16 protein-coding genes are annotated in these 21,860 nt (G+C 59.1%); 4 read left to right on the forward strand and 12 right to left on the reverse strand.

Annotated elements, in window-relative coordinates; all coding sequences use genetic code 11:
* Positions 1-9: 9 nt before the first annotated feature.
* On the forward strand, positions 10-2,664 hold the full coding sequence (locus ACFE7X_RS04175; protein WP_375434401.1) for a BamA/TamA family outer membrane protein: 2,655 nt from the start codon (positions 10-12) through the stop codon (positions 2,662-2,664).
* Between the two features lie 29 nt (positions 2,665-2,693).
* Here ACFE7X_RS04175 and ACFE7X_RS04180 read toward each other — a convergent pair whose 3' ends face one another.
* Positions 2,694-3,182 (reverse strand): DUF4112 domain-containing protein, encoded by a 489-nt coding sequence (locus ACFE7X_RS04180; RefSeq protein ID WP_375434402.1) that lies wholly within the window; start codon positions 3,180-3,182, stop codon positions 2,694-2,696.
* 157 nt (positions 3,183-3,339) lie between these two features.
* Here ACFE7X_RS04180 and ACFE7X_RS04185 point away from each other — a divergent pair, with 157 nt between their 5' ends.
* Entirely contained in the window at positions 3,340-4,329 is a 990-nt protein-coding gene (locus tag ACFE7X_RS04185; RefSeq protein WP_375434403.1) for an aldo/keto reductase, read from the forward strand.
* A 138-nt stretch (positions 4,330-4,467) separates the two neighbouring features.
* Here the strand turns inward: ACFE7X_RS04185 and ACFE7X_RS04190 are convergent, their stop codons facing one another.
* Positions 4,468-5,940, reverse strand: a complete 1,473-nt coding sequence (locus ACFE7X_RS04190; protein ID WP_375434404.1) for a DNA integrity scanning protein DisA nucleotide-binding domain protein — start codon at positions 5,938-5,940, stop codon at positions 4,468-4,470.
* Between the two features lie 205 nt (positions 5,941-6,145).
* Between ACFE7X_RS04190 and ACFE7X_RS04195 the strand changes: the two genes are divergently transcribed.
* Positions 6,146-6,403 (forward strand): hypothetical protein, encoded by a 258-nt coding sequence (locus tag ACFE7X_RS04195; protein WP_375434405.1) that lies wholly within the window; start codon positions 6,146-6,148, stop codon positions 6,401-6,403.
* A 177-nt stretch (positions 6,404-6,580) separates the two neighbouring features.
* On the opposite strand, the gene ACFE7X_RS04200 is transcribed toward ACFE7X_RS04195, so the two are convergent.
* A complete protein-coding gene (locus tag ACFE7X_RS04200; protein WP_375434406.1) occupies positions 6,581-7,615 on the reverse strand; it encodes a LacI family DNA-binding transcriptional regulator in 1,035 nt (344 codons plus the stop codon).
* A gap of 431 nt (positions 7,616-8,046) precedes the next feature.
* On the opposite strand from ACFE7X_RS04200, the gene ACFE7X_RS04205 reads away from it, so the two are divergent.
* Complete coding sequence (locus ACFE7X_RS04205; protein ID WP_375434407.1) at positions 8,047-9,801, forward strand: glycoside hydrolase family 9 protein; 1,755 nt, start codon at positions 8,047-8,049, stop codon at positions 9,799-9,801.
* 116 nt (positions 9,802-9,917) lie between these two features.
* Here ACFE7X_RS04205 and ACFE7X_RS04210 read toward each other — a convergent pair whose 3' ends face one another.
* From ACFE7X_RS04210 to ACFE7X_RS04250, 9 genes are all read right to left on the reverse strand, one after another.
* A complete protein-coding gene (locus tag ACFE7X_RS04210; protein ID WP_375434408.1) occupies positions 9,918-10,757 on the reverse strand; it encodes a glycosyltransferase family 2 protein in 840 nt (279 codons plus the stop codon).
* Positions 10,758-10,798: 41 nt separating this feature from the next.
* Positions 10,799-12,103: a glycosyltransferase family 4 protein gene (locus ACFE7X_RS04215; RefSeq protein WP_375434409.1), complete on the reverse strand. Its 1,305-nt coding sequence runs from the start codon at positions 12,101-12,103 to the stop codon at positions 10,799-10,801.
* Positions 12,100-13,131, reverse strand: a complete 1,032-nt coding sequence (locus ACFE7X_RS04220; protein WP_375434410.1) for a nucleotide-diphospho-sugar transferase — start codon at positions 13,129-13,131, stop codon at positions 12,100-12,102. The genes ACFE7X_RS04215 and ACFE7X_RS04220 overlap by 4 nt, the downstream gene beginning before the upstream one ends.
* A 48-nt stretch (positions 13,132-13,179) precedes the next feature.
* A complete protein-coding gene (locus ACFE7X_RS04225; protein ID WP_375434411.1) occupies positions 13,180-14,391 on the reverse strand; it encodes a glycosyltransferase family 4 protein in 1,212 nt (403 codons plus the stop codon).
* A gap of 121 nt (positions 14,392-14,512) precedes the next feature.
* On the reverse strand, positions 14,513-15,814 hold the full coding sequence (locus ACFE7X_RS04230) for an O-antigen ligase family protein (protein WP_375434412.1): 1,302 nt from the start codon (positions 15,812-15,814) through the stop codon (positions 14,513-14,515).
* A 47-nt stretch (positions 15,815-15,861) separates the two neighbouring features.
* Entirely contained in the window at positions 15,862-17,094 is a 1,233-nt protein-coding gene (locus ACFE7X_RS04235; protein WP_375434413.1) for a glycosyltransferase family 4 protein, read from the reverse strand.
* Positions 17,091-18,692, reverse strand: coding sequence for a lipopolysaccharide biosynthesis protein (locus tag ACFE7X_RS04240; protein WP_375434414.1), 1,602 nt, complete (start codon positions 18,690-18,692; stop codon positions 17,091-17,093). The genes ACFE7X_RS04235 and ACFE7X_RS04240 overlap by 4 nt, the downstream gene beginning before the upstream one ends.
* Before the next feature lie 185 nt (positions 18,693-18,877).
* Complete coding sequence (locus tag ACFE7X_RS04245) at positions 18,878-21,268, reverse strand: polysaccharide biosynthesis tyrosine autokinase (protein ID WP_375434415.1); 2,391 nt, start codon at positions 21,266-21,268, stop codon at positions 18,878-18,880.
* Between the two features lie 440 nt (positions 21,269-21,708).
* Positions 21,709-21,828, reverse strand: a complete 120-nt coding sequence (locus tag ACFE7X_RS04250) for a sugar transferase (protein WP_375434418.1) — start codon at positions 21,826-21,828, stop codon at positions 21,709-21,711.
* Positions 21,829-21,860 lie beyond the last annotated feature (32 nt).

Here is a 21,860-nt window from a genome sequence, read left to right on the forward strand (position 1 = left end):
CAGCAAACTATGCGGATACTTTTACTTGTTACTGTGCTTGGCGTTGAAACTATCTCGGTCGCTCTCGCTCAAACTCCCACCACTTCTCCCTCCATTGCCACCTCTTCCGTGCCTGCGCCGGCCGCGCAGCAGAGCCCGTTGCCGTTCAAGCAGCAGGAAAGTGTGGTAGTGAAAGCCAGCCAGCAGTATCAGGCAGGCAAATTCAAAACCTGGCTTTTAGGCCGGAACTACCGGCAGGAGTGGCAGAAACAGGTTCGCGTACCAGTTTTGAACCTAAGCACTTCCCAGGGAGGCTTGCAGCCGCTCAAGCAAGGAGGCGGCAAGCAAACCAAGACGTTGCGTTTGCGGGCCGCCAACGGCCGCGAATACGTGTTGCGGTCAATCGAGAAGAACACCGAGCAAGTCCTGAGCGAGGAACTACGCAATACGTTGGCGGCGAAGGTGGTACAGGATCAGGTGTCGGCGGCGCATCCGTATGCCGCGCTAACCATTCCGATTTTGGCCGAAGCTGCCGGAGTGGGCCACACCAATCCCGAACTCGTGTACGTGCCCGATGATGAACGGCTGGGCGAGTTTAAACTGCTATTCGCCAACACACTGGCTATTCTTGAGGAGCGCGACCCGCAAGTGCCCGCTTCGTTTACGGGGCGCACGCTGGAAAAAAACTACAGCACCGACAAGGTGCTCGAACTGCTGCGCACCGATTCGAAAAACCAAGTCGATCAGCACGAATTGGTGCGGGCCCGGCTGTTCGATGTAATGGTGGCTGACTTCGACCGACACGAAGACCAATGGCGGTGGCTGGCGTACGCCCAGCCCACGGGCGGCCTGCTGTTGCGCGCCGTGCCCCGCGACCGGGACCAGGCCTTTTTCGTGAATCAGGGTTTGCTGCCCAACCTGGCGAGCCGCAACTGGGCCGTGCCCGCCGTGCAGGGGTTTGATGGCTCGATGCGCAACGTGAATACGTTCATGTTTAGCGCCCGGTATTTCGACCGTTCTTTCCTAACCAAGCCCACGCGGGAAGAGTGGGTGACCGTGGCGCGGGAGATGCAAACCCGCCTCACCGACGACGTCATCGATAAGGCCATTCGCCAGCTACCCGACTCCATCTACCAGTTGTCCGGCCCGACTATCGTGGCCAATCTGAAAGCCAACCGGGATGCTTTGCCAACCTACGCCGAGCAGTATTACCGGTTTCTGACCCGCGAGGTGGACGTCACGGGCAGCAACCAACCCGAATACTTTCAAATCGAACGGCTAGACGATGCTCAAACCCGCGTTAGGATATACGCCTTGGCGGCCAGTGGTGAAGCGACGGGAACGCCCTTTTATGAGCGCACCTTTCTGACCGGCGAAACCCAGGAAATTCGCTTGTATGGCTACGGTGGCCCCGACAAAATGGAGGTAAGCGGGGAGGTAGACAAAAGCCCCACTATCCGCCTGATTGGGGGCGAGGGCGAAGACGTGCTCATCGACCGTTCCCGCGTAACGGGCCTGGGCCGGCACACCCTGGTGTACGATACGCCCACCGGCAATGAGTTGCAGCTTAACTCGGAAAGTCGGGACCGAACCTCCGCGGATTCGCTGGTCAACAGCTACAACCGTCAAGCGTTTCGCTATGGGTATGTGGGCCCGCTCTTGCCCTGGGCCTATAACCCCGACGATGGGCTGTTTCTGGGTGCCGGGGTGGAAATACGCCAGCCAGGCTTTCGCAAAGCGCCCTGGGCCGCGGTGCACCGCCTACAGGCCAACGTGGCGCTTGGCACCCGCGCCTACAGTTTTCGCTACGCCGGCGACTTCAATCAAATAACGAGAAAGCTCGATTTAGTGGTTCGGGCCGATTTGCAGGCCCCGAACTACGTGCGCAACTTTTTCGGCTTCGGCAACGAAACCCGCTTCGATAAGGCGGCTGGCATCCGCTATTACCGAGTCCGCTACAACAACGTGGCGTTGCAAGCCCTGTTGCGCCGCCGGATCGGGTTGCATCAGTTTTACGCCGGCCCCACGTACCAGCGGGTGCGGGTAGAGCAGACCCGGGGGCGGTTTGTTGAACAGATGGCCGAGGAAAACGGCCTCATGGCCACGATGTTCAAAGCCCGGCACTACGCCGGCTTGAAGGCCGGTTATGTTTTTGACACGCGCAACAACGACTGGCGCCCTACCAAAGGCGTGTTTTGGACCACGGAATACACGGGCCTGCGGGGAGTGAGCAGCATGGCCCAGGACCTCTCGCAGCTTACGTCGGAAGCGGCGGGGTACTGGACGCCTGCCGTTTGGCCTGGTTTAACCTTGGCAGCCCGCGTTGGCGGCACGCTCAACTTCAGCGACTACGAGTTCTATCAAGCGGCAACTCTCGGTGGTCTTTCCAACTTGCGCGGCTACCGCCGTACGCGGTTTGCGGGCGAGAACAGCATCTACAACAACCTGGAATTCAGAGCGTATCTCGGAACGCTGAACACGCTGCTGGTGTCAATGAAAATTGGGGTGCTTGGCTTCCACGACGTAGGCCGGGTGTGGATTGATGGCGAGAAATCCGATACGTGGCACAACGGCTATGGTGGGGGTTTGTGGGTGGAGCCGTTTCGCCGGGTTGTACTCGTGGGCACGTATGGCCTCTCCCGCAACGAGAACATGACCGTGGTGCGCCTGGGATTCCAGTTCTGAGGGGCCCCGTTCCTTCCAGCCGTGCGTGGTTAGAACCAACCTTGCGCTTGATGAAACAGCCACGAAAACAGCTCGATACCACCCCACAAAACAGCTCCTGCTAGCCCTATAAACACAACAGCTACCAAGGCGAACAAGCCTTTGCCGCTGCCTTGGTACTTGCCTTCGGCATAGTGGGCGCGGAGCAGGCGCACGTTTTTGTCGTTGGCTTTATAGGCAAAATCGAAGATGTTGCCGATGATGGGAATCGCACCCATGATGGTGTCGAGCAGCACGTTGATAGCCATACGCACCACTAGGTTGCCGCTGGCACCGTGGCGCATCATGGTCAGAATCAGAATGCCCGATACGGCCAAGGAAGGAATGCCCCCCACGACGGGTATCAAGCTCATGATAGGGTCGAGGCCGAAGCGCCAGGTGGTACCAGGCACGCGGAACTGGCTGTCCATAAGGCGGGAAATGCTTTCCACCCAGCGCAGGCGGGCATCGGTATCGAAAGTGGGTTTGGGCGTCGACATGGTGCGGTGTGGGTTTCCTGTGGCTTCCCGCACAGAAACGTAGCGCGGGCGCGGAGGTTGGCAGCGCTTGTTTTGTGACGCAACGCTGGCCGCCGGCCGCCAACCTCCGCGCCCGCGCTACGTTTCTGTGCGGGAAACCCTTCATCTCACAACCATTATGCAAACCCGCACGCTTGGCCGTTCCGGCCTCACGGTTTCTGCCCTCGGCCTCGGCTGCATGGGCATGTCCGATTTCTATGGCCAGCCCGACGATACCGAAAGCATCCGTACCCTGCACCGGGCCACCGACCTGGGCGTTACGTTCTTTGATACGGCCGACATGTATGGCCCCTTCAAAAACGAGGAACTGGTAGGCAAAGCCTTCCGCGACCGACGCAACCAAGTAACCATAGCCACTAAATTCGGCATCCTCCGCGACCCTAGTAACCCGTCCGTACGTGGCATTAGCGGTACGCCCGCATACGTACGGCAGGCCTGCGAGGCCAGTCTGAAGCGCCTCGGCACCGATCATATCGACCTGTACTATCAGCACCGCGTCGACCCCAATACGCCCATCGAGGAAACGGTAGGGGCGATGGCAGATTTGGTGCAGGAAGGCAAGGTGCGGTACCTGGGCCTCTCCGAAGCCGCAGCGGGCACGTTGCGCCGCGCCAGTTCCGTGCACCCCATTGCCGCTCTGCAAAGCGAGTATTCGCTCTGGAGCCGTGACCCCGAAGACGAGGTACTCGAAACTTGCCGCGAGCTAGGCATTGGTTTCGTGCCGTATTCGCCGCTGGGCCGGGGTTTCCTCACCGGCCAGATCCAGCGCTTCGAGGACCTGGCTCCCGACGACTACCGCCGTCACACGCCCCGCTTTCAGGGCGAGAATTTTCAAAAGAACCTCGATCTGGTAGCCCGTATCAAGGAGCTAGCCGTCCAAAAGAATTGCACGCCCGGCCAGCTCGCCTTGGCGTGGGTGCTCGCCCAGGGCGACGATGTCGTGCCCATTCCCGGCACCAAGCGCGTGCCGTACCTAGAGGAAAACGTGGGCGCGCTCGACGTGCAGCTAAGCTCCGATGAACTACACCAACTCGACGAAATAGCTCCTAAGAACGTGGCCGCCGGCCAGCGCTACCCCGAGCAGATGATGGGCAGCGTGAATGGCTAAGTGGCAAGGAAAGAAAGTTGTTTAAAAGCACTGCTCCCTAACAAAGGAAGAACCTGCCTACATAAGCAGGTTCTTCCTTTGTTAGGGAGCAGATGGTTGATGTGAATCTTTCCCTGATAAAACACCAAGCTTGTCGTCTTACCGCCGTGGTGGGAGTAAGTCGATGAGGCCGTCTTCGCTCACTACCACGGCCAGGCAAGGATAATGGCTGCTTTCCACATAGCGCAAGGCCGAGTTGTAGCGCGAGCCGCGGGAAGAGTCGCCTTTTTCTGTGGCGAGGCCATCGAGAATGGCGCCGATGGCGTAGCAGTTGCCGTTGGGCTCGATGAGCACGGCGCCGTCGATGTTGGTGACCAGGCGCAAAACGGAAGGCGTCATCAGGCGGGGAACCACGCGAAAGCACTGGCGGGTAAGCCGGGCGGCCTCCTGGGCGGCCCCTTCCGAGACCACCAGAATGGTGCCGGTAGGTTGCGAAGTGGCCCGTTGGGTTAGCTCCCAGAGATAATCAATGGCTACCTCATCGAGGTAAGGGAACACCCGTTGCACCGCCTTGGCGAAGTTGCTAGCATCGACGCGGCCCTGGGGAAGGCGGGGCGTGTTCGATACCACTTTCATCATGAGTTGATTGTCGTGGGTGAGTTCCCAGCTGTAGTGGCGGGTGAAATGAACGGTGAAAATGGGCTCGTAGGCTTGGTCGTCGGGGGCCACGAGGTAGCCGAGGCCAAACACGTCGGTGGCATCAGAAACCAAAGCGGTTCGGTCTTCGCTTAGCTCCAATAGCTTCCGTATGCGGCGGTGGTCGCGCAGCGGAATCGGGCTTTCCAGCGTGAGCACCGACACGATGGCCGGATGATGCCGACGAGCCACCAGCATCGTGCCCACGCCTTCGTCGCCTTCGTGGCGGAGGGCGGCCACGCCGTTGCAGGCATCGTAAAGGCCGTGCGTGCCGGCGGCCACGCGCAGCATAAAGCTGCGGCCCGCGGCGCGCAGCACCTCGTTGTAGTCACGGTCGAGTACGGGCCGGTCGTCGTCGGTATCGGATTCGCGCAAAGCGCGGCTACAGTCTTGCAAGAACTCCTGCACCGTAGCATTTACCAGCGAGGTAGGCCGGTTGCCGGTGCTGAGCACGGGCAAGGTGTAGTAGGCCTCGTACGTCTCGCGCGAGAGTTGCAGCACAATCACCACCAGATACCCGTAGAGGCTGATGGGCACCGAGCAGAAACTAACCCGGTCTTCAACCTGAGCAGTAGTTAGTTCGGTTAGCGTCTGCTCGGTAGCGCGCTGCAACAGGGCGTACCAGCGCAGCTTTTCGTATCGGTCGTGGTCGTCGGGGTGCAGGTGATACACCACGTCGCGGGGGCCATCGGGCTCCAGAGCCGCCGCCAGGGACTTGACGCCCGCGAAGTTGGTGGGGGAGTAGCGCAGGGTGGCGGGCTCCACTACCACGGCCTGCGGCTCATCGGTTTCGCGGGCCGAGGCCAGCCCTAGCAGAAATACTTCGGGCTTCAGATTACGGTCGAGCAGATTGAAGATACCATCGGCAAATAATTGGGCCGACACGCGAAATAAGCTTTGGTGGTCCCACATAGAGGGGATTTGGAAAACAGGCAAGGGCAGGGCGGAAAGAGACGAAGCGAGAGGCTATGCGGGCAAGTACGAAAAAATGCTTACGAAGATTATGTTTTTAGGCTGGCAAGATTCCGTCGATTTCCGTCAACTTTCCTCGTTTTTTCGAGTTATCAGTAAACGAAAACCCAGGCTTAGCTTGCAATAGGCGGCCGGAAAGCCTACCTTAGAACGTATAGTTGCTGCTGCCATGCCTGTCTACCTGCTCGTATCCGGATTTGGATTTTTATGCGCTTATTCAGTGCTGCCGCTGCTCACCGGTTACTGCGCAGCTAGCTATGGCCGCTCGTTTTGGTTTTGGTTTATCCTGGGCTGGGTGCTGCCTATCCTCTCGTTTCTAGTGCTCTTTGCTTTCATTGCGCGCCAGCACCTCAACCGGGGTGAGCGGTTGCTAGCCGAAGCCAAAGAAATTCTGGCTGCCGCCGAAGCAGCAGAAGTCGGGCGCTAAGCCAAGCACCGCAGCCGGCTTCAGCACTCCGCCTACCGAGCCCCACAACAAATAGTTCTGCCACGCTAGCAGCACGGCCTTCCTATTAATTGCCAGCCAGCGGTATTCGAGTCTATTTAGCCAGGAGAGGGCAAGCTGACTTTGCCCGCCTCTGCCTCGCCAAACCAGCCGACAAACTCACTGCCCCTTGTGCAGCGACGACGCCCGGATAATTAATTCGGGCTTTAGTACCAGGGGCGGCGGCGTATAGCTAGGGCCCCGCTTAAGGAGCTGCAACAGCAATTGAACTGCCGTTTCCCCCATCTGCTCGGCCCGCTGATCGACTACCGTGATGCGGGGCTGCGTCATGTTGGTGAACGGGTCATTGCTGAAGCAAGCCATAGCGAAATCCTGCGGTACGCGCACCCCTCGCTCCTGAAGTACCTCCAGCGCTCCTACCGTCTGAATGGCATAAGACGAAAAAAAAGCATCGAGCTCATCGTCTAAGGCTAGCAGGTGTTCCATTGCTTGCCGACCAGCGTCATGCGTGAGTTCAGGTAAGTGATACACCCACTGCTCCTTTACCGGGAGGCCATGGGCACGGAGGGCTTCCGCGTAGCCTAAGTAGCGGTTGCGGCTGGTGTTGAGCTGCTGGGGGCCAGCCAAATGAGCAATACGGGTGCAGCCCTGCTCAATTAAGTGGGTCACGGCGCGGTAAGCCCCTTGAAAATCGTCGAGAACAACAGCGGAAATGCCCGGCATGTCGGCCATCCGGTCGAAGAATACCAGCGGAGTGCCCTGCTGCCGGACCTGCTCGAAATGCTGCACTTCATTATGGGTGGTGGCCGAAAGGGAAACCAGAATCCCTTCTACCTGCGCGGCCAACAAAGTGTCGATGTTCTGCTGTTCGCGCCGCAATTCCTCGTTGGACTGGCACATCATCACGTTGAAGCCCGCCCGGCTGGCAATCTTCTCGATGCCGTTCATGACGGCCGGGAAAAAGTAGCCCCGGATGTGGGGTACAATCACGCCGAGCGTTTTGCTGTGGCCTTTGCGCAAGGCCGCCGCGAGTTGGTTGGGGCGGTAGTGCAGTTCCTGGGCCAGTTGCCGAACCCGGTCTTTGGTTGCTTCGCTGATGCCCTCATGATCGGCGAGGGCCCGCGACACGGTGGAAGGAGATATACCTAATTGCCGGGCTAGATCGGCAATGGAAGTGCGGTTTGATTTGGCCATGTGGCAGACGAATTGATCAGTACGTGAAGTGCTCGGTAAGCCAGAAGGAAGGTTGGTTCTGGTTGGCAGCTTCGATAAGTAGTGCAGTTCAACCCTGGAATAGAGTTGTTGCTATTGCTTTCAACGCAGCTTAGTGAATTCCCGTCAGAATGCGCAATGCGGAACTTAGGTGGGGGCAGCCTCTATCCCAACGGCAACTTCACCAGCCGGGGAAAATTTCAATCCACTGGCAAAATGGAGCACGTGCTGGACAAGGGGCTGCTTGGAAGCGGCTTTTTTATTTGTGTCAGCGTTATTAGTCCACCGAAGACTATATAAACTCCTACAACAGCACAAGAAGTTAAGGTGATTGAAAGCCGGTAAATAATCCACTGCACTTCTTCTACTGCAAGCAAATACGCACTTCTGAACGCAATTAGCAACTTCAATCCATGACCTTTCTGCTGAAATCTATTGTCTTTTCAAGCTTTTTAGGGGCCTTCACTTCTCCACTTTATGCTCAACAGTTAGCGGAGAGCATCAAACTCAACCAGATAGGTTTTTATCCGGCGGCTCCTAAAGTAGCGGTGGTTGTGGGCGCGGCCGCCGGCAAATTTTACGTCACCACGCCCGACCGAGCTACCACCGTTTTCACTGGCGAGCTGGGAGAACAGCGGCGCAACAAGTTTTCAAACCAGGAGGTGCGAACGGCTGACTTCTCGGGGTTCACTGCCGCGGGTACCTATGTGCTGTCTGTTCCAACGCTGGGCTATTCTTACTCCTTCCAGATTCAACCGCGCGTGCACGCACCGTTGGCGGTGGCCGCTTTGAAGAGCTATTATTATCAGCGGGCTTCCACGGCGTTGCCGGCCACCTACGCCGGCGCGTGGAACCGGCCCCTGGGCCACCCCGACAACCAAGTGCTGGTACACCCTTCGGCGGCCAGCAAAGCGCGCCCCGCCGGCACGGTTATTTCCTCGCCTCGGGGGTGGTACGATGCCGGCGACTACAACAAGTACATCGTCAACTCCGGCATCACCCTCAGCACGTTGCTTTCACTCTACGAAGATTTCCCGGCGTACGGCGCGCAGTTGAAAGCGCAGATTCCGGAAAGCAGCAACGCCATTCCTGATATTGTGGATGAGTCGTTGTGGAATCTGCGGTGGATGCTCTCGATGCAAGACCCCAACGATGGGGGCGTATACCACAAACTCACCAACGCCAACTTCGACGGCATGGTGATGCCCACCGAGTGCCGGACGCCCCGCTACGTAGTGCAGAAAAGCACCGCCGCCGCTCTCGATTTTGCGGCCGTGTTGGCGCAGTCGAGCCGCATCTTCCGCCAGTTCGACCGGCAGCTACCAGGCCTGGCCGATTCTTGCTTGCGGGCTTCCACGCGCGCCTGGGACTGGGCTATTGCGCATCCGGCAGTGTATTACGAGCAAGATGCGCTGAACAAGCAGTTCCAGCCCGCCATAGCCACCGGCACCTACGGCGACCAGAACGTGCAGGACGAGTGGAGTTGGGCGGCCACTGAATTGTACGTCACCACCAAACAAGACAAGTACTACCAAGCCATCCAACTCCTGCCCGAAGGCACACTGTCGCTGCCGAGTTGGAACCAGGTGCGGGCGCTCGGTTACTACACCCTGGCCCGACTGGGTTCCAAGCTTCCTGCTAAAGCCCAGAAAGACGTAGCCAAAGCGAAAAAAGAAATCCAGACGCTAGCCGATTCCCTCGCGGCGGGCAGCGATACGCGCGCCTACCAGACCGTAATGGGCAAAACTGCCCGTGACTTCACGTGGGGCAGCAACTCCAACGCGGGCAACCAAGGTATTGCGCTTGTTCAGGCCTACCGAATCAGCGGCAACCAAAAATACCTGCACTACGCCCTTACCAATCTGGATTACTTATTGGGCCGCAACGCATTAGGGTTTTCTTTCGTGACTGGCTACGGTGCCAAGACCCCGCAGCATCCGCATCATCGGCTGTCCGAAGGCGACAAAGTACAAGCGCCACTACCTGGCTTCCTGATGGGCGGCCCCAACCCCGGCCAACAGGATAAGTGTCAATACCAATTTACCACGGCGGATATGGCCTACGCGGACGATGTGTGCTCGTATGCCTCCAACGAAATTGCCATCAACTGGAATGCACCCCTAGTGTACTTGGCCGGTGCCGTAGAGGCCTTGCAGGAGAAATTATAAGGCAATAAAATAGAAGCAGTTGGAAAACAAATAGGTTAAAAACCCGTCCTCTTTGATCTAGCGAAGATGAGAAAGTGTGAAAGACCACTCTTGAACTCATCACTTCGCAAGTACACCTAGTGCAAGAAGTAGCCAACCAGCCGGCGGGCATAGCCATTGAGCAGGAAGTACGGCAGATAAAGCGGCGGACAATTCTTCAGGGCAAAATAAGTGAAATTCAACATGTTGCCGCCGCCGCGGATGCCGAACAAGTGTTGGTAGTAGCCCCTGAGGCTGCGGTGTTTGCGGGTGAGGGTCTGGCCGCTTTCTTCGGGGTAGGTGCTAAGCTGCGCCTCGTAGTTGATGAACACCGGGAAGCCGGCACGGCGGGCTACGCTGGTGTAATCGAAGTCGGCGAGGTAGTGAGGGAGGCGCTTCTCGTCGAAGAGGCCGACTTTATCAATAACCGCTTTGGGGATAAGCAGGCCGCGGCCGGGTAGGTAAGTGACGGGTTGCAGGTGGCGGCGCTGGTCGGCGGGCAGTTCCACGAGCAGGTCGTGGCGGGTGTTGGTGCGGAAGTCGAGCCGCTCGCCGCCGTAGATGGCCTGGCCGGTAGCCGCATCCAGTTCCAGCGCGCCCAGCACGGCCTGAGGGTTGCGGTCAGCGGCGGCCAGCATCTGGGCCATGAAGCTTGGGTGCGTTACCACGTCGTTGTTGAGGGTCATGACGCGGGTAGCGCTCAACTCCAGCGCCCGCCGGATGCCGAGGTTCACGCCGGCAGTCCAGAACAAGTTCCCGTCGCCGGTTACCACTTCCACCTCCGGAAATTCCTCGGCCAGCATCGTATCGGTGCCGTCCGTGGAGCCATCATCCACCACGATGCTGCGAAACGCCTGGCTAGTTTGCTGGCGCAGGGAAATCAAACACGCCCGGGTGAAGTGTTTGCGGTTGAAAACGGGGATAACAACATAGAGCATAAGACAAGCAAAAAAGGCCGTCGTGGAGCGAAGATGATACTTTATTCAGGAGCGACTAATGCCGGACTGCCAACAGTTGGGGCAGGACAGGGAGCCGCTAGGGCGGCTAGTTCCGGGGCCAGCGCGGCCGCTTGCTGGTGCAAGCCCGCCACGAGCTTGGGCCAGCAATACTGCGCGGCGAAAGTGAAGCTGTTGCGCCCCAGGCGCTCCAACTCCGCCGGATGGTCGTAGAGGTGTTCCACGGCGCGGGCCAGGGCCGCCGTCGTTGCCTCAGCCGATTCTACGGCGACTTTGATGCCGGCAGCATCGGGAATGAAGTCGGTGGCGCCGTGGTGGTCGAGGGTGAGGATGGGCAAGCCCAGCGCCATCGACTCCATGTACTGCCCGGCGTACGTATCGCGCAAACTGCACAGCATAAACAAGTCGTGGCTGAGGTAGGCGTTGCGGACGGCGCTGTAAGGCACGCGGCCGTGCCAGGTCACCCGGTCTTGCAAGTTGGCCGCCGCAATCCAGCTGGGCACCAGCGGCCCCACCGGGCCGTCGCCCATGATGTCGAGGTGAAACTTCACCCGCGGGTTTACCTGCGCCAGCGCATCGAGCACGAGGGGCAGGCCCTTGCGCGGAAACAAGCGGGCCAGCCACAAAATCCGCAGCTCCCGGCCCGCTAGCGCCGGCCGCGGTGGGTACTGCGTCGGAAAAAAGGTGGCGGGTAAGGCCACGCTCATTGCCAGTTTTGTTTGGCGGGCACCCAATTGCCGGGCTAGGCTGTCCGTTTCGCGGTTGGCGGTAAACACCAGCGCCGCGTGGCGCAACGACTGGCGCACGTTGGGGTCGAACGTGACCAGCAACTGGCTGATTACGTTGCGCATGGTCTCGGTTTTAAACCAGCCGGGCAGGTAGCGGCGCAACGAAGCCGGGGCCTGCATGCCGCCGCCCAAAGGGCCCAGCAATAGTGGTTTTTTCAGGCGCCACAGCCACGAAGCCATTTGCAGGCTGTTGTAAGTGACGTGGTGCACCAAGTCGAAATCAACTTGCGCATTCAGTTGCTGGGCCGCTTGCCAGGCACTGCGCTGCCACGCGAGGTAGTGCAGGTACACCCCGAACTGCCACCGGTAGAGGTAGTCGATGCTGGGCGGCACCGTCACGTACACGGGGTGAATGCGGGCAGCGGTGGGGTCGGTGGCGTGTTCAGTTAAGCGCTTTTCCAAGTTCAGGCGGCCGCGGGGCGTGGTCAGGCACCAGACTTCATGGCCCAAAGCGGCCGTTTCCCAGAGCCAGTTGAAGCCGTTGCCTTCTTCGCTGCCTTGGTCGGGGTCGCAGGCGTAGGCGGAGAGTAGAATCTTCATGACGGAAGCACGTTAGCGGGGACCGGTTTCGCCGTTGATTTCGAGGACGTGGGACTTTGCAAGCCGCCGGCCACGGGCTTCTGGCCGGCAAACAAGCGGCGCACGATGGCAGCTAGGCGGCTCTTGAAGAACTCGTTGAAGCGCTGCCGGTCGCGCAGGTAGTCACGGCGCACGTAGCGGGGGTGGTGCAATGGAAACGCAAGATCGGTGGCGGGTTGGGCGCCCATCATGTCGCCTTCGTCGTGGGTGTGGGTGGAGTTGTTGCCGAAGCCGATATTGCCCACCAGATTTACGGCCGGCACAATGTAAAGACCCGAGTTCATAGCAATGGTGTATTCCCATTGGTAGTCCCACACGTCGGCCGGGGCGGGGAGTTTCAGCACCGCGGCCATCTTGCCCAGGCGGTAGCGCTTTTCTAGCTGGCTGGTGAATACGCCCTCGAAAGCGCCGGTTGCTACCGCCTCCCGGAAGTTGCGCATCTCGTAGTCGTAGAGCGTCCAGGCGCGGCGCCAGGTAGCCCAGCCCCAACTGTTGCGCTGCCCCGAAAAATGATAGGAAGGAGAGTCCGGCGCCAGCGGCAACTGGGCTTCGCTGCCGAAATTGTTGCCGCCGATGTGCATCACGCGCGTATCGTCGCGGTAGCGGGCCAGCAGTTCCTCGCAAAACGAAAAGAAACTCGGCGACGGCACGCAGTCGTCCTCCAGAATAATACCTTCGGGCTCGTGGCTGAAAAACCAATTCATAGCCGTTATAGGGCCCCGACCGCAGTTCAGGTTTTCATCGTGAAAAAGCGTGAATACTTCACAGGGCCAATCCACTTCCTCGATAACTGCCCGCGTTTCAACGCAGCGCACCGCGTCGGTGGGGCGGTGGGGGCGCGGACCGTCGGCGGCCACGTACAGGCGGGTTGGGCGCGCCTGCCGGATCGTATCGAGCACCCGGCGTGTGGTGTCGGGGCGGCTAAATATGATAAGCAGCACCGGTGTGGCTAAGGCCGCTTCGGAGGCAGGAGTAGATGAACTGGGCATAGGGAAGTAGGATAGCAAGGACAGAATAAATACAAGGTTTTGCGCGCGCTACGACGAGGCCAGCGCCATGGCAGATACGGTAGCCGGCTGGCTGTTGGGTAACTGAATGCTGCGGTACATGGCCAGCGTGTTCTGAATGATGGTGTCGGTATCGTGCCGAAGTTGGGCTTCCGCCTGCGCTTGGGTGGCAATCCGCTGCCACAGGGCCGGGTCATGGTAGAGGCGCAGCGTTTGACGGGCCACGGTGGCCGGCGAGAGGTCGGTGAGCAAGCCGGTTTCGCCTTCCCGAATCAAGGAGCCGACCCCGCCCACGTTGGAAGCCACGACAGGCAAGCCCATCAGTTGCGCCTCGCACACGCTGTTGGGGCTGTTGTCGATGTAGGAAGGGTGCAGCAAGCAGAACGACTCGCGGCAAAGCACCGCCAGCTCCGCCCCCGACTGGAAGGGCCGGCACTCTACCTCCTCGGGGCCGAGGTGGCGCAGGTGGTAGCGTTGCGCTACTGCGGTTACGTCGGCGGTTTCCAAGCGGCCCACAATCACCAGCTTCATTTCCGGGGCTTGCTGCCGAATCAGGTCGAAGGCCATCAGCATTTCTTTGAACCCTTTGATTTCCTGCTTGCCGCCTACAAACAGCGCCTGCGGACGAGTGGGCCGCGGCGGGGCCGGACGGGCGGCTTCGGCGAAGAACTCGGGCCGGATGGTTTCCCAGTTGTGAAAAATGCGGCAGCCGGGGCTCAGGCGGGCGGTATGGAACTTGTCCCAATTGGTGCGGCACGAGAAGTTGGGCACCGTCGGCAGGTATTTCGTCTCGTAGACACCGGCCATGGTCCACAGAAACTTCAGCATCGAAAGCGTCTTGGGCACCACCTTGGCGTACTCCGACACAATGCCCTGCACCGACAGCACCATGGGTATTTCGAGCCCGGCCGTCATGGCGGGCAGTTGCAACTCCGAGCCGTGCAGATGCAGCAAATCGTATTGTTGGTAGTGCTGACGCAGGTATCTCCTGACGATGGCAATGCGGCGCTGGTAGAGCGTGAGAATGTCGAGGCGTACTTTAGGCACTCTCAAGTAAATGAAGTGCATGCCGTCGCGGTCGAATTCCTCGACATCAGTGGTCAAGCGGTGCGTCCAGTTCAGGATGGTGAGTTCCACACCCGGCTGGCGCTTCAGTGAATCCGCCAGCGTGCCCACCCACGGCACGGGGTGCGCAGCGGGCTCGGAAGGATGCGGAAAGGGAGCAAGCCAAAGAACTTTCATAAAAGGAAGCTAAGCACGCTGGCTGGAGATGAAACGCGTTGTAAACCAGACAAAAACTAGAGCAACAACTAAGAGCCCACTTAAACAAGGCTGCTTCTTGTCCTTCGGATGGTCCCTAACCCTACGCCGGCACTTCCCACGGCTGATACAGCAGCGGCTCGGGCAACGCCGCGGGCCGCGCACTGGGCCCCGGTGGAGGCGTCATGGCTAAGGGCTGCGCAATAGCCGCCAGCATCAGCCCAATCAGCCCAAAGTGGTAAGTCGACCAGTCGTAGGAAGTGCCGAACACAATTAAGCTACCAAAAAACGAGAGCAGCACCGCCGTATCGGCCGTCACGATGCGCGACTGGTGCAGGCGCTTGATGACGCTGATAATGGGCACCAGCAGCACCAGCAGCACGCCCAGGAAACCGAAGTAAAAGAGCCGGTCGAGGTAGAAGTTGTGGAAGTGGTGGCCGGTGCGGTCGGCCCACATGGGGGCGTCGCTGCTCGGGTCGTAGAACTGCATGGGCACCTCGAAACCCTCTAGCCGCCAGCCCGCAACGGGGCGTTCCTCGACCAGCGGGAGGTACGATTCCAGCTGCTTGAGGCGCCAGCTGCCGGTGCCCTGCTTGTCGGCGTTGGCAATGTCGTCGAGGCTTTCCTCGAAGCGCGCCACCACCTCCGGACTGTCGAGCACTATCATGGTGACGCCCAACGAGCCTAGTACCAGCGGCAGTCCTATGAGTAGCGTGAGCTTGGCCGTGGAGAAGCGGGCCACCCGCGCCCAGCGCAGCAGCAGTAAATCAAGTGGTACGGCAATGAGGGTGGCAATCCAGACGGAGCGGTGTTGCAGGAAAACAATGAGCGGCAAGCACAGCAAGAAGACCAGCAGGGAAACCAAAGAGCCGCGCAACAGATAGGCGTTCAGGTGGAACAAAGCCACCAACACAAACAAGTAGGCCGAGCCCGAGTTGAAGCCCCGCTCGTTTTCCACGAAGGCGTTCAAGCTCAGTGAATCACGGTGAAACAGCAGCAAGTTGGCCAGCATCATCACCAGCAGCACGTTGATTAGCTGTTGAAACGAGGGCAGGCCGAAGCGCCGGTGAAAAGCATAAATACCGAAGATATTGAGTAGCACGAAGAACTTGTTGAACACGTGCGGATACACCAGTACCGAATCCCAGCCGGCGTACGACTCCAGCATCAGCCACCCCACAACGCCCGCCCACCCGATAAACCATTTCTGAATCAGGGGCTGCATGTAGCGCCAGTACAGCACCACGGCCGCCAATGAGCTGGCCAGCAGGGCGTAGTTCAGGTACTTCAGCTGCTCCGGCTCCTGGTCGACCATGTAGCCGAAAGCAAACTCCCAAAACACGGCGTTGGTGCAAAACACCGCCAGCATGGGCAGAATCAGGAGAAAGCGAAGATTGATTTTCATAGAACCGAAGCGCGGATAAGGAGGGCAGAACTAGAGGTATAGCAGGGCTACTCTTCGGCGGCAAGGGCGTAGGCGTAGGCCGGGGGCCCGACGGCCGCCGTGGGGGAGGGCAGGGGCGGCAAGGCCAGGGTACGGCGGGCTTCGTGGAAGAAGGCCAAGGTGCCGGCTAGCATAACCGCGGAGTCGAAGTGCTGGACGGCAAAAGTGTGCTGCGTTTGCTGCAACTGCGCCCGGCGCGTGGCCGATTGCAGCAGAATTTCAAGCTGGTGGGCGAGCACCTCGGGCGACGCGGCGGGGTCGATGAGAGCTTCGGGTGTGGGAGCCAGCAGCTCCGGAACACCGCCCACCGCCAGCGCCACGGCCGGGCAGCGGGCCGCCATGGCCTCGATGAGTACCAGCGGGCAGTTTTCGCGCAGGGCGGTGTGCACGTACACATCGGCGGTGCGTAGCAGGGCCAGTACGTCGCGGTGGTAACCCAGCAGGAATACGTGGTTGGTGAGGCCCGCTTCTTCGATTAGCTGTCGAAGTAAGGCCTCGTCCTCGCCCCGGCCGACCAGCGCCAGCACGAAATCGACGTTGCGCCGCCGCAGCTCCGCCGCCACCGGAATCAAAAACCGTTGGTTTTTGCGGGCCTCCAACTGCCCGGCGTTCAAGAGAATGGGCCGCCCCGGAAACTGCTGGCGCAAGTTGGTGGCCGCCAGGAGCGGAGTAGGCGCTGGTGGGTTCATGGCCACGCCGTTGTAAACCACGGTATGGCGCGCATCGGGAGCCAGCCACGGCACACTGTCCCGCCGCACGTAGTCGGAAACGCCGATAAAGAAGTGGGTGCGCCGGAGCAGAAAGTTGTACCAACGGTGCAGGAAGCGGACCGTAAGGCCGCTAAAGTGCCGCTGATGCACCAGTTCCTCGGCCGGATGATCGTTGAAATGGCCCGTCACGACGACCGGCACCCGGCCGCCCAGGGCCAACTGCGCTGCCCAGCCACTGCTCACGTCCTGCGCATTCACCACGTCGTAGGGTATGCTGCGGTCGATAGCAAAGTAGATTTCGGCGATGTAGCCGAGCTCAACCCCAATCTGGTTGCCGAGGCGGCCGAGCAGCAGCTTGAGGGCGCGCCGCACGGCGCCAATGCTGCGGCGCACCAGGAGTCGTTGGCTGTCTGGCGTAACAAGCGTAACCATATGGCCCTCGCGGCGCAGGTGCTCGGCCAGCCGCTCGTAGTGCACCCGCAACCCCGACGGGGCACTCGGAACCAGCGTGGAAGCAAGCAGAATATTCATGGCGCAGAAGTAGGTGCCAGCGGCTCGAAAGACGGAAAAATCGGACGGTTCTGCTCTAGGTAAACCTCGTAGCGGAGCAGTAGTGCCTGGCCGCCGGGAGGCAAAGCGGACAGGCTACGCAAACGACCAAGCAACTGTTGCAACGGCCCCCGTAACTCCGCTGATGGCCAACGCAGTACCATTGCGCCCAGCGCCACGGCACCCGTTAGCATTTGCAGGGCCAGCGTAAACAGGGGCGGGATAATCACCGAACGAATCAGGAAAGAAACCCCCAGAATACTCGCCCCCACCACGGCCGCATTCAGCAGGCCCGGTAGATACATAGCCAGTAAGCGGGTGTAGCGGATACCTAGGTCGTGGTGGGTGACGCGCATATACAGGAAGGTGCGCACCACTTCGCCCGTGCCAATGGCGGCGGCAATGCCCACCAGCCCATACGGTTTCAGTAGCCAGAACAAAGTTGTGAGCAGCAACATAAACTCGACGTTGAGAATTACTTTCTGGCGGAGGTTGGCCCGCGCATCAGCCACGACCCCAGCAAAAAGCGTGGTCATGCTCAACGGAATCGAGAGGCAGAGCACCCGCAGAATCGGCACCGAGGCCGACCAGCGGGGGCCGAGCAAGACCTGCACCAGTTCGGGAGCAGCCACCGCCACGCCGGCGCACAGCGGCAGCACCAACGTAGCCACCAGCGTGCTGCTGGTTAGATAAAGGGCCCGCACGCGGGGCAGGTTCGTCTGGATTTTGCTGAACGTGGGGAAGGCTACCCGGGCCAAGCTGTTGGTTAGAAAGTACATAGGCAAGTACAGGAGCATGTAGGCCCGGTTGTAGATGCCGAGCAGCGTCGAGCCCAGCAGGCGCCCGATCAGCAGCGTATCGAGGTTGCCGTTGATGAATTCCAGAAAGCTGATAACCGACATCCGACCCCCGTAGCCCAGCAGCGGCGCGTACGCCACCCAACTGAAAATAAAGCGCACCGAGTGACGCACCAGCGCGTAGCTGGCTACCATCACGAAGAATTGCTGCGCCAAACTAGCGGCAATCAAACTCCACACGCCCGCAATAGGCAAATAGCCGGCATGAATGGCCCAGGCCATGCTCACACCCACGCCCAGGTAGCCGAAAATGTAGGCTGCTACTTCAACCTTGGCAATGGAGTCGAAGCGCATTTCGCGCCGCAGCACGCTCACTGACGTCATGCTCAGCCCCACCAGCACAAAGCCCAGGGCTTGCAACCGAACCAGTGGCACCACGGCCTCGTTTTCAAGAAAATACACCGAAAGCGGCGCCAGCAGCCAAGCCAGGGCGGCCACCCCAACTCCCAACCCCAACGACGCCGTGAAAGCCGCCCGGATATCTCGCTTCGTGATTTCGGCGCGTTGGACCAGGGCGTGGCCCAGCCCCATTTCAGCGAAGTAACTGCCGAAGCGCAGCACCAAGCCCGCCATAGCCACCAGTCCGAAGGCGGCAGGATCTAGCAGGCGGGCCATAACGGCGGTGTAGCCGATTTGCATAAGGGCATTGGCCACCGAGGCCGCCGTCGTCCACTGCACGCCGCGCACCGCTGCGGAAGCAAGGGTTGGAGAAGAGGTAGCCATCAATCAATAAAGCAAGCAGAATAGGCGAGGACGCAAAAGAGGACGCAATGTGAGAGGTAAGACGAATGCTTGAATTTACAGAATTTTACAAATACCCAGATAAATTATAACTATAGGCATGCAGGCTCTCCAAAGAAAGTGAAGCTCCACCAGTAACTAGGGCTGGCACCCCACATACGAGAGTTTTAAACTCGTGTGTCGTAGGCGTAAGCGTTTTCTTTGTATCGATACTCATAGGTTTTATTGAAATGCACATCATTGATTATCAAGAATATATCTTGCACTTTTCGCTCCTGATACAAGTTGCTAACGTGGCTGAGTAGCCCCCGGTCGGTGTAGTTTTGACGCACGATGTAGAGGCTAGCGTCTAAATACCGCTGCAAAACGAAAAACTCGGCCACATAGCCAACCGGCGGTGTATCAACTATTATGTAGTCGTAGGTGTGGCGCAGGTGCTGAAGCAACTCGGCAAGCTGTGGGCTTTCGAGCAACAAAGTCGGGTTGGAAGGAACAGGGCCGCACGGTATCAGGTCGAGGTTTTCGATGCCACTAGCACAGCAAATTTGCGCGAGGGTGCTCTGGCCATCTACGTATGTACTCAGGCCGTGAACCGGATCTGGCGCTAAACTGAAATAGCTTGCCACTGTCGGGCGGCGCAGGTCACATTCAAACAGCACCACGCGCAGCCCGCCTTTTGCCATTTCGGCGGCCAGGTTCACGGCGCAAAAGGTTTTGCCTTCGCCCGGCACCGACGATGTGACCCCCAGCACCCGCTTGTCGAGCCCGGCCAGCAGATACTGAAAGTTCACCCGAATCGAGCGAAATGATTCCGTAATAGGGCCCTTGGGATTTTGCAGCATTGTCTGCTTGTCTTGGCGCGTACCATGCGCCACCACGCCCAGTAGCGGAATAGTGGTGATGCGCGTTAAATCTTCTTGGCTATGTATCAAGCGGCTGGTTTTGTGGCGTAGCAGCACCACCACGCCCGGCACCGCCAACCCCGCCAAAAGGGCTAGTAGTAGCACCAGGGGCTTTTTGGAAGACGTTGGACCAACTCCAACCTGCGTGGCTTGGTCAACTATCTTTTTGTCGGTTACGTTGGTGGCCAGCGCTATGGCGGCTTCGTCGCGCTTCTCAACCAGGAAGTTGTAATGCTTTTCGTTGAACGTTTTCTTGGTTTCGAGCCGCGCCAAACGGCGCTCGTTTTCCGGCATTTCATTCATCCGGCTCCGGATGCTGCGTAGCTGCTGATTCAGGTCGCGGAGGGAGATGTCGGCGGCGCGACGCAGGTTGCTGAGCGTTTCCCGCAACGACTCTTTCGTGCTGCTGATTTGCTCGTCCAGCATAACCACTTGCGGGTTGATGCTGCTACCACTCACGCTGAAGGCGGCCCGCTGGCTGTTGAGTGCCGCCAGTTGCTGAATTAGGGCCAGCAAAGCGGGGTCGTCGATACCGGCACCACTCGGGGCGGTACTCGTTGTGCCGTACTCGTTGTCCTGCAAGTCTTGCAGCAGGCTTTCGTAGTATTTGCGGTTGGTTGCTACGCGGGCCCGCGTCATTTCCAGCTCGCCTTGCTGCTTGATGCCCACCGCCGATTGGACCCCCACATCGACCATGCCGTGGCTGGCGCGGAAAGAGCTAAGGGCCGCCGCCGACCGTTGCCGGGGCGCGGCCAGCTTTTCTAGCTCAGCGTTCAGAAAAGCCACCGTTTTCGTGCCGATTTGGTTTTTTTGCTGCAAGTCGTCCTCCACAAACGTGGTCATGAGGGCGTTCAGAAACTGAATTTCTTTGGCCGGTACCGGGCCCTGGATGTTCAACTCAATGATGCGGGATTCCCGGTCGAGCGGGCGCACCTTCAGCCGGTTTTGGTAGTCGGCAGTAAGCTGGGACACGTCGCGCAGTTGGAAGTAATACCGCGCTGCCGTGCTGCCCGCATACTCGGGGTTGGGAGCAAACACGGCCGTAAGCAACGGGTGTTGCAGCTGCTGGCCGGCGCGTACTACTTGGTCGAGGTGCAAGTCTTGCCGTTGGCCCATCAAGGCGCCGGTAGCCAGGTTGCGCAGTTCACCCAGCTTGGCTTCGGCCTGCACCCGATAGCGCCCCTCCGGCAGCACCTGCACATAGATCGGCACATTGGTAAGCTGGGGCTTTTCCGGGGCAAGAGTTACTTGAAACGGTATGTTGCTGGCGGCCTGCTCCCGCACCTGCACGTTGCCGAAGGTGTTCAGCCAATTAGCCGGCACACTGAAGAAAGAGGCCGCGAAAGGCAATTGATTCAAGGCGCGCTGCACCATGGCGGCCGAGGTCATCACGCCAACCTCATCTTCCAACTGCACACTTTTCTGCTTCACTTCCAGCAACTGCAACAACTCCTGAATGCGCTTCGAGCCGGGGTTCTGGTCGCCTAGCAGCATGGTGGCGCGGAAGCTATAAACCGGGGTCTTGACTTGGAGGTACAGCCAAGCCGCCGCCATAGTGAAGCACAGGGAAATAAGAAACCAAAGCCAATAGCTGCGCAACCGAAAAAACAGCTCATGCAGATTAACCTCTTCGGAGTGAGTGGGGCGTGTTTCCATTCGCTTGGCAATCAGTGGAGGCTCGCTTTAGCTGGCGCCTCCTATTGAGTCAGAAAGCGGAAGTAGCTCCGCACAACAGCACATACTTGAAACATCTCCGCAACAGTAGTCGGAGGCAAAAGCAAACCTTAGGGAAGTGAGGTGGAGAAGCGCAGGGAGCCGCCCGTCACCGAGAGTATGAACAACACTACCTCTCCGCAAATAACCACCAGAGCAGGGAACTGCTAAAAGCCGTAGCCTAGCTGGGTACAACTGTAAATATATAATAAGTTTAATATATAAACAAACCTATTTTATACGTCATACTCGCTTTTCAGACCTCATAGAGTGGCAGCAAGTCAAGTTGAACTTGTCTCGTTACAACCCAAACTTGGAAGGAGCCGCACTGATTGTAAGCAGTTGTGTAAATCCCGCTTCTATCACCGTGGGCTTAGCCGTTGCTAGTAGGCGTTCTTCTCGCCTCGGAGCAGGTTCCAGACGGTGAGGCCGATGATTTTTATGTCGAGCTCGAACGACCAGTCTTGGATGTATTGCAGGTCGTACTCGACGCGCTTCTCCATGGCCCCCGCCGCCCGGGTCTCGCCCCGCAGCC

Source organism: uncultured Hymenobacter sp., assembly GCF_964242765.1.
GTDB lineage: Bacteria > Bacteroidota > Bacteroidia > Cytophagales > Hymenobacteraceae > Hymenobacter.